Genomic DNA, 8,538 nt, shown 5'->3' with positions numbered 1-8,538 from the left:
GCTGCTCCACCGCTGCGACGTCGCCGAGGCGTACCGGGGCGGCGGGCGCCGTGGTGAGCACGATGCCGCGCAGGTCGTCGAGCGTCCGGATCGGCGTTCCCACCTGCACCGGCAGCGATCGGTCGCCATCGGCGAGCGCGCCCGCCGGCACCGCCACACCGTTGCTCTTGAGCGCCGACGCGATGGCGGTCGGCGCCACCCGGGCGGCGGCGAGCTTCGCCGGGTCCGGCGTGATCGTCACGATCTGGTCCCGGGCGCCGGTGACGTCCACCGACCGGACGCCGTCCAGCGCCTCCAGCTCCGGCACGACGGCGGTACGCAGCTTCTCGGCCAGCGCCCGCTCGTCGCCGTCACCGGTCGCGGCGACCACCACGGCGGGCAGGTCGTCGGTGCTGCCGGCGATCACCTGCGGGTCGACGCCCTCGGGCAACTGGGCGTCGATCCGGTTGAGCGCGGTCTCCATCTTGTTGACCACGTCGTCCAGGTCGGTGCCGAACTCGTACTGCACCTGGACCGTGGCCGAGCCCTCGCGCGAGGTCGAGGTGACCGTGTCCAGGCCCGGGATGCCCTTGAGGCTGTTCTCGATCGGCTCGGCGACCTGGGCTTCGACGATCTCCGGCGCGGCGCCCGGGTACGTCGCCACGATGAACGCGGCGGGAAACTCCAGCGACGGCAGGAGCTGCTGCTTCAGCGACGGCACGGCGAACAGCCCGAACGCCGTCGTCACCAACGCGACGAGGGCGATCAGGCCCCGGTTGGCGAGACTGAATCTGGCGAGCAGCGACATCGGCGTTACTCACTCCTGAAGAGGGGGTTTGCGGGGCCCTGAGTCTGCCGCACGGCCCGACACTCCCGGCATCCGCCCCAGCCGATGACATCGCCGTGCGTGAGGGTCGCCCGCGCCCGCCTTGATCGACTCCACTTCGCCGAGGTGGTTACATCCCACCCCCTCCGATCCCGCCACGTCCCCGAGCTGGTGTCGATCAAGGTTTTGGCCCGGAGGCGCGGGTGCGCGATGCGGGCGGGACACCCCCGCCGGGCTGCCCCGGTCCCACCCGGCCTTCGGGTGTGGCCGCCGCGTTCCACCTCGGCCGGCCCGTGAGCAGGTCACCCGATTGTTGATCGACTCCACTTCGCCGCAGTGGTTGCATCACACCCACCCTGACCCCGCCATCTCCCCGAGCTGGTGTCGATCAAGGACGGGGATACCGCCATTTCCCCGAACTGGGGTCGATCAAGAGCGGGGATACCGCCACTTCCCCGATCTGGAGTCGATCAAGAGCGGGGATACCGCCACCTCCCCGAACTGGCATGGGTCGAGCGCGGAGCACGCCGGCCGGTCCGGGAACGACGCGGGAGACGGAGGGATCAGACCAGGTCGAGGGAGCGCGCGGCGGCCAGCGCGTCGTTGGCGATCGTCACCGGCGCGGGCGCGGTCGAGATGGCCCACTCCGGGTCCTTCAGGCCGTGCCCGGTGACCGTGCAGACCACCCGCGACCCGGCCGGCACCTTGCCGGCGGCGGCCTGCTGGAGCAGACCGGCGACGCTGGCCGCGCTGCCCAGCTCCACGAAGACGCCCACCTCGCGGGCCAGCAGCCGGTACGCCGACAGGATCTCCCGGTCGGTGACGGCGGAGATCAGGCCGCCGGAGGCGTCCCGCGCGTCGAGGGCCTTGGTCCAGCTCGCCGGGTTGCCGATCCGGATGGCGGTGGCGATCGTGGACGGCTCCGGCACCACCTGGCCGGTGACGATGGGGGCGGCGCCGGCGGCCTGGAAGCCGTACATCCGGGGGGCCTTCGTGGCGTTGCCGTCGCGCAGGTCCTCGGAGTAGCCCATCCAGTACGCGGTGATGTTGCCGGCGTTGCCGACCGGCAGGCAGTGGATGTCGGGCGCGTCGCCGAGCGCCTCGACGATCTCGAAGGCGGCGGTCTTCTGGCCGTGCAGCCGGTCGATGTTGACGGAGTTGACCAGCGCGACCGGGTAGTCCTGGGCGAGCTTGCCGGCCAGCCCGAGGCAGTCGTCGAAGTTGCCCTGCACCTGGAGCAGCTTCGCGCCGTGCACGAGCGCCTGGGCCAGCTTGCCCAGCGCGATCTTGCCCTGCGGCACCAGCACCGCGCAGGTGATCCCGGCGCGGGCCGCGTACGCGGCGGCGGAGGCGCTGGTGTTGCCGGTGGACGCGCAGATGATCGCCTTGTCACCGGCCTCGACGGCCTTGGAGACGGCGACCGTCATGCCCCGGTCCTTGAACGAGCCGGTCGGGTTGGCCCCTTCGACCTTGAGCCAGACGTCCGCGCCGACCCGGGCGGAGAGCACCGGTGCCGGCAGCAGCGGCGTGTTGCCCTCGTGCAGGGTGACGACGGGAGTCGCGTCGGTGACCGGCAGCCGGTCCCGGTACGCCTCGATCAGTCCCCGCCACATGTCGCGCTCCTCGCCTCTGTCGCCCCGCTCCGGGGCCTGCCAACAGCGTGGACCAGCCTGCCCGGCCGGCCACCGGCACACCCTGCCTTAACCATCAGGCGGGACGCGCCGGTTACGCGCCGCCCTCCACCCGCAGCACGCTCGTCACCGAGCGGACGATGTCCAGTCCGCGCAGCTCACGGACGGTGGCCGCGAGCGCGGCGTCGGGCGCGACGTGGGTGACGATAACCAGTTCCGCGTCGCCGCCGGCCGGGCCCTGCCGCACCGTGGCGATGGACACCTCGTGCCGGGCGAAGACCCCCGCAACCCCGGCCAGCACACCCGGGCGGTCGGCCACGTCGAGGCTGATGTGGTAGCGGGTGAGCGCCTCGCCCATCGGCCGCACCGACAGGTCGGCGTACGCGGACTCGCTGGCCGCGCGTACCCCGGCGAGGCGGTTGCGGGCCACCGCCACCACGTCGCCGAGCACCGCGCTGGCGGTGGGCGCGCCACCGGCGCCCCGGCCGTAGAACATGAGCTGCCCGGCCGCGTCGGCCTCGACGAACACCGCGTTGAACGCGTCGCCGACGCTCGCGAGCGGGTGGGTCAGCGGGATCATCGCCGGGTGCACCCGGACGTTCACCGTCTCCCGGCCCTCCGGGTCGACGCCCCGGGCGGCGATACAGAGCAGCTTGATCGTGCAGCCCATGGCCTTGGCGCTGGCCACGTCGGCGGCGGTCACCTCGGTGATGCCCTCGCGGTGCACGTCGGCGGCGGTCACCCGGGTGTGGAACGCCAGCGAGGCGAGGATGGCGGCCTTGGCGGCGGCGTCGAAGCCCTCCACGTCGGCCGTCGGGTCCGCCTCGGCGTACCCCAGCTCGGTGGCCTCCTCCAGCGCCTCGGCGAAGCCGGCGCCGGTGGCGTCCATGGCGGAGAGGATGAAGTTGGTGGTGCCGTTCACGATGCCGGTGACCCGGGTGATCCGGTCACCGTGCAGCGACTCGCGCAGCGGGCGCAGCAGCGGGATCGCCCCGGCGACGCTGGCCTCGTAGTAGAGGTCGGCGCCGCCCTCGGCGGCGGCGTCGTGCAGCGTCGCGCCGTCCTCGGCGAGCAGCGCCTTGTTGGCGGTGACCACGCTCTTGCCCGCGCGCAGCGCCTCGACGAGCCAGCCGCGGGCCGGCTCGATGCCGCCGACCACCTCGACCACCACGTCCACGTCGTCGCGTTTGATCAGCCCGAGCGCGTCGGTGGTGAACAGCGCCGGGTCGACCGGCAGGTCACCGCGGTCACGGCCGAGCCGGCGTACGGCGATCCCGGCGATCTCCAGCGGGGCGCCGATCCGGGCGGCGAGGTCGGCCGACTGCTCGTGCAGCAGTCGGACCACGTCGCTACCGACCGTGCCACAGCCGAGCAGCGCCAAGCGAACCGGTGAGGTCATCCCACATCCAATGCCAGCAGGTCGTCTTCGGTCTCCCGGCGGACGATCAGCCGCGCCCGACCGTCACGGACGGCGACGACCGGGGGCCGCGGGACATGGTTGTAGTTGCTGGCCATGCTCCGGCAGTACGCCCCGGTGCCGGGCACCGCAACAAGATCTCCGGGCTGCACGTCGGCGGGCAGAAATTCATCCTTCACCACGATGTCCCCGGACTCACAATGCTTTCCCACCACGCGGGCGAGCATCGGCTGCGCCGTCGACGTGCGGTTCGCCATCGTGGCCGAGTACGAGGCGTCGTAGAGCGCGGTACGGATGTTGTCGCTCATCCCCCCGTCCACGCTCACGTAGGTGCGCAGGCCGTCCACGTCCTTCACGGTCCCGGCCTGGTAGAGCGTGAACACGGCCGGGCCGACGATCGCGCGGCCCGGCTCGACCGACAGGTGCGGCACGGCGAGGTTCTCCGCCGCGCACTCCCCGTCGACGATCTTGCGCAGGCGCTTCGCCAGGTCGTGCGGCGACGCCGGGTCGTCCTGGGTGGTGTACGCGATGCCGAAGCCGCCGCCCAGGTCCAGCTCGGGCAGCTCCACGCCGCGGGCGTCGCGGATCTGCGACTGGAGCGCGAGCACCCGGCGGGCGGACACCTCGAAGCCGCTGGCGTCGAAGATCTGCGAGCCGATGTGCGAGTGCAGGCCGCGCAGCTCCAGCACGTCCTCGTCGAGGATCTTGAACGCGGCCGCCGCGGCGGCGCCGCCGGCGAGCGAGAAGCCGAACTTCTGGTCCTCGTGCGCGGTGGCGATGTACTCGTGGGTGTGCGCCTCCACGCCGACGGTGACCCGGACCAGCACCTTCGGGCGTACCCCGCGCTCGCGGGCCAGCTCGGAGAGCCGGTCGATCTCGGTGAACGAGTCGACGATGATCCGCCCCACCCCGGCGTCGACCGCCCGGGTCAGCTCGGCGACCGACTTGTTGTTGCCGTGGAAGCCGATCCGCTCCGCCGGCATCCCGGCCGACAGCGCGGTGGCCAGCTCACCGCCGGTGCAGACGTCGAGGAACAGGCCCTCCTCGGCGATCATCCGGACCACCGCGCGGCACAGGAAGGCCTTGCCGGCGTAGTAGACGTCCGCGTCCGGGAAGGCAGCGCGGAACTCGCGGCAGCGCTCGCGCAGGTCGTCCTCGTCCAGCACGTACGCCGGGGTGCCGTACTCGGCGGCCAGGTCGCGGACGTCCAGGCCCGCGACGGTCAGCGCGCCGGCCGGGCCGCGCACCACGTTGCGCGGCCACAGCTGCGGCACCAGGGCGTTGACGTCGACCGGGGTACGCAGCCAGGCCGGCCCCCGGCTGCCGATCTCGCCGTGCAGCGCTCCTGCCTCATGCGCCCGCATGACTACATCCGCTCCGGCGCGGACACCCCGAGCAGGCGCAGGCCGTTGGCGATGACCACCCGGGTCGCGTCGTTGAGCCAGAGCCGCGCCCGGTGGGTGTCGGTGATCTTCTCGTCGCCCTGCGGGGCGATCCGGCAGTTGTCGTAGAACCGGTGGTACGCCTGCGCGACGCTCTCCTCCAGGTAGCGCGCCACCCGGTGCGGCTCCCGCAGCTCGGCGGCGGTGGCCACCACCGCGGGGAACTCGGCGAGCGCCTTGAGCAGCTCGTTCTCCTTGTCGTGGCCGAGCAGCTCGGGCTGGAACGCGGCGGCGTCACCCCGGGTCAGCCCGATCTCGGCCGCGTTGCGGGCCACCCCTGCGGTACGCGCCGCGACGTACTGGACGTAGTAGACCGGGTTGTCGTTCTTCGCCCGGGTCCACAGCTCCACGTCGATGTCGATGGGCGAGTCGGCCGAGTAGCGGGCCAGCGCGTACCGGGCCGCGTCCACGCCGATCGCGTCGACCAGGTCCTCCAGCGTGACCACGGTGCCGGCCCGCTTACTCATCCGCACCGGGGCGCCGTCGCGGACCAGGTTGACCAGCTGGCCGATGAGGATCTCCAGGTTGCGCGCCGGGTCGTCGCCGAAGCAGGCCGACATCGCCTTCATCCGGCCGATGTAGCCGTGGTGGTCGGCGCCCAGCATGATCACGACCCGGTCGAAGCCGCGCTCCCGCTTGTTCAGGTAGTAGGCGCAGTCGGCGGCGAAGTACGTCCACTCGCCGTTGGACTTGCGCAGCACCCGGTCCTTGTCGTCGCCGAACTCGGTGGTGCGCAGCCAGGTCGCGCCCTCGGACTCGAAGACGTGCCCCTGCTCCTGCAGGTCCTTCTCGTTGAAGTAGGTGTCGAACTCCACACCGAAGTCGCGCAGCGAGGACTTGATCTCGGCAAACATGAGCTGGACGCCCTCGGTCCGGAAGACCTCCTCGGCGGCGTCCGGGGTGAGGTCGAGCACGTCCGGCCGGCGGCGGACCACCTCGGCGGCGATCTCCGCGATGTACGCGCCGCCGTAGCCGTCCTCCGGCGCGGGCTGGCCCTGCGCGGCGGCCAGCAGCGAGCGGGCGAACCGGTCGATCTGGGAGCCGGCGTCGTTGAAGTAGTACTCGGTGCCGACCTCGGCGCCGGTGGCGCGCAGCAGTCGGCTGAGCGCGTCACCGACGGCCGCCCAGCGGACCCCGCCGATGTGCACCGGGCCGGTCGGGTTCGCCGAGACGAACTCCAGGTTGATCCGCTGCCCGGCGAGGGTGTCGCTGCTCCCGTACGCCGGGCCGGCCTCGACGATGAGCTTGGCGAGCTGACCGGCGGCGGCCGCGTCGAGGCGGACGTTCAGGAAGCCCGGCCCGGCGATCTCCACCGACTTGACCCCCGGCGCCTTGGCCAGCTCGTCGGCCAGCGCGGTCGCCAGTTCCCGCGGGGGTACGCCCACCTTCTTGCTGAGCTGGAGCGCCAGCGTCGAGGCGTAGTCGCCGTGATCCGGGTTACGGGGTCGCTCGACGGTGGTCTGCGCGGGCAGCGCGGCGCGGTCCAGCCCGCGCTCGTCGAAGACGGCGTGGGCTGCGGCGAGGACGACCTCGGCGAGTTCTGCGGGAGTCACTGATCCATGTTATCGGGGGTAGACTCGGGCACCGCGGCGGCGACCCAGCATGTGAACCGGCCCCGCGGTCCCCCTGACCGACCGACCTGACGAGGCACGATGAGCATCAGCACCCCGGGCGGCCCGGAGCGCCGTCCCACCGTGGTCAGCACCGGCAAGAAGCCGGCCGCCGGCCGGCCCGCGGCTGCCGACAAGCCAGCCGCGAAGGCCGGCGCGGGCAAGGCCGGGGGCGGCAAGGGCACGCCACGGCCCGGTGCCGGCGGCAAGGGCCGCAAGCCGATCGCCCCGGTGAAGGTGAGCCAGGGTCGCTCGTGGGGCCCGATCGCCCTGTTCGTCGCGGTCGGCGTGCTGGCCGTGGGCATCATCGGCGTCGGCGCCTGGGCGGTCTACCAGGGCGGCCAGCCGTGGGAGAAGCGGGCCCAGGCGATCAACGGCATCGTCGACTACCGCGAGAAGGACAAGGACCTGGTCAAGGGCGGCAACCACCAGCCCGGCGCGATCAAGTACGACGTCCTCCCGCCGGTCGGCGGCCCGCACAACCAGGCCTGGCAGAACTGCATGGGTGACGTCTACGACGCCCCGATCGCCAACGAGCACGCGGTGCACAGCCTGGAGCACGGCACGGTCTGGATCACCTACCGCCCGGACCTGCCCGCCGACCAGGTGGAGAAGCTCAAGAGCAAGGTGCAGGGCAAGGAGAAGCTGATGCTCAGCCCGTTCGAGGGGCTGGACAAGCCGATCTCGCTGCAGGCCTGGGGCTACCAGCTCAAGGTCGACAACGCCGACGACGGCCGCATCGACGACTTCATCAAGACGCTGCGGGTGAACGCCTCCATCGAGGGCCCGAACGCGCTCTGCGACCAGGGCGTCACGGCCACCGGCACCGCTCCGCGCGACAACCTGCAGAACACCATGCCCCAGCAGCCCACCCAGTAAGGACGACGCCGCGATGACCGCTCCGGTGACCACCGACAGCGAACTGGACGAGGCTCCGGCCGCCGACCAGGGCGGCCGGGGCGCGATGCGCCGTTACGGCCTGCCGGCGGTGGTCGCCGCCCTCGTGGTCGGGCTGCTCCTCGGGTACGCCGGCGGTCTGCTCACCCCCACGCTCACCCGGCCGGGTGAGAACTCGGCGGAGGCCGGGTTCGCCCGGGACATGACCGCCCACCACAACCAGGCCGTGGCCATGGGGCTGCTCGCGTTCAACCAGGGGCAGGACCCTGAGGTACGCCAGGTCGGCGTGGACATCGCCACCGGCCAGCAGGGCGAGATCGGCACCATGCAGACCTGGCTGCGGTCCTGGAAGCTGGACCCGACCGGCGGGCAGGCGCCGATGGCGTGGATGAAGGACGGCGGCGGGCTGATCAAGGACGGCCTGATGCCGGGCATGGCCACGCCGGAGGAGATGGCGAAGCTGCGCGCCGCGAGCGGCCGCGAGTTCGACGTGCTCTTCCTGCAGATGATGATCCGCCACCACATCGGCGGCGTGCACATGATCGACGGCATCCTCGAGCAGGGGCGTGACGACGACGTGCTGGCGGTCGCGCAGGTCATGAAGAACACGCAGCAGAACGACCTGACCAACCTGAGCGCGGCGCTGAAGCGCCTGGGCGGCACCCCGTAACACCACCCGCCACCCCGCAAGACCCCCGAGGCCCGGTCCCCCTTCCCAGGGGCACCGGGCCTCCCC

General features: G+C 72.2%; 7 protein-coding genes. 2 read left to right on the top strand and 5 right to left on the bottom strand.

What is annotated here, in order from left to right; all coding sequences use genetic code 11:
- The 5 genes from KBX39_RS15390 to argS all read right to left on the bottom strand — a co-directional run.
- Positions 1 to 787 (bottom strand): efflux RND transporter permease subunit (locus tag KBX39_RS15390; protein ID WP_210871187.1); only part of this gene is annotated, 787 nt, incomplete at its 3' end.
- Between the two features lie 581 nt (positions 788 to 1,368).
- Complete coding sequence (gene thrC, locus KBX39_RS15385; RefSeq protein WP_043328624.1) at positions 1,369 to 2,418, bottom strand: threonine synthase; 1,050 nt, start codon at positions 2,416 to 2,418, stop codon at positions 1,369 to 1,371.
- 112 nt (positions 2,419 to 2,530) lie between these two features.
- A complete protein-coding gene (locus tag KBX39_RS15380) occupies positions 2,531 to 3,835 on the bottom strand; it encodes a homoserine dehydrogenase (protein WP_043328623.1) in 1,305 nt (434 codons plus the stop codon).
- Positions 3,832 to 5,217, bottom strand: a complete 1,386-nt coding sequence (lysA, locus tag KBX39_RS15375; protein WP_210871185.1) for a diaminopimelate decarboxylase — start codon at positions 5,215 to 5,217, stop codon at positions 3,832 to 3,834. The genes KBX39_RS15380 and lysA overlap by 4 nt, the downstream gene beginning before the upstream one ends.
- Before the next feature lie 2 nt (positions 5,218 to 5,219).
- Positions 5,220 to 6,848 (bottom strand): arginine--tRNA ligase, encoded by a 1,629-nt coding sequence (argS, locus tag KBX39_RS15370; RefSeq protein WP_210871183.1) that lies wholly within the window; start codon positions 6,846 to 6,848, stop codon positions 5,220 to 5,222.
- Between the two features lie 99 nt (positions 6,849 to 6,947).
- Between argS and KBX39_RS15365 the strand changes: the two genes are divergently transcribed.
- Together KBX39_RS15365 and KBX39_RS15360 are read left to right on the top strand one after the other, a co-directional pair.
- Positions 6,948 to 7,784: a DUF3105 domain-containing protein gene (locus KBX39_RS15365; RefSeq protein WP_043328620.1), complete on the top strand. Its 837-nt coding sequence runs from the start codon at positions 6,948 to 6,950 to the stop codon at positions 7,782 to 7,784.
- Positions 7,785 to 7,797: 13 nt separating this feature from the next.
- Positions 7,798 to 8,472, top strand: a complete 675-nt coding sequence (locus KBX39_RS15360; protein ID WP_043328618.1) for a DUF305 domain-containing protein — start codon at positions 7,798 to 7,800, stop codon at positions 8,470 to 8,472.
- Positions 8,473 to 8,538: the final 66 nt, after the last annotated feature.

This window comes from Micromonospora sp. D75 (genome assembly GCF_018070405.1).
GTDB lineage: Bacteria > Actinomycetota > Actinomycetes > Mycobacteriales > Micromonosporaceae > Micromonospora > Micromonospora chalcea.
The sequence above is the reverse complement of the archived record's forward strand: the minus strand, read 5'-3'. Positions and strand labels throughout refer to the sequence as shown.

Bases quoted from the DNA above. Each gene is read 5' to 3' on its own strand.
- KBX39_RS15380 (WP_043328623.1), bottom strand. From the start codon at position 3,835: ATGACCTCACCGGTTCGCTTGGCGCTGCTCGGCTGTGGCACGGTCGGT.
- KBX39_RS15365 (WP_043328620.1), top strand. From the start codon at position 6,948: ATGAGCATCAGCACCCCGGGCGGCCCGGAGCGCCGTCCCACCGTGGTC.
- thrC (WP_043328624.1), bottom strand. From the start codon at position 2,418: ATGTGGCGGGGACTGATCGAGGCGTACCGGGACCGGCTGCCGGTCACC.
- KBX39_RS15360 (WP_043328618.1), top strand. From the start codon at position 7,798: ATGACCGCTCCGGTGACCACCGACAGCGAACTGGACGAGGCTCCGGCC.
- lysA (WP_210871185.1), bottom strand. From the start codon at position 5,217: ATGCGGGCGCATGAGGCAGGAGCGCTGCACGGCGAGATCGGCAGCCGG.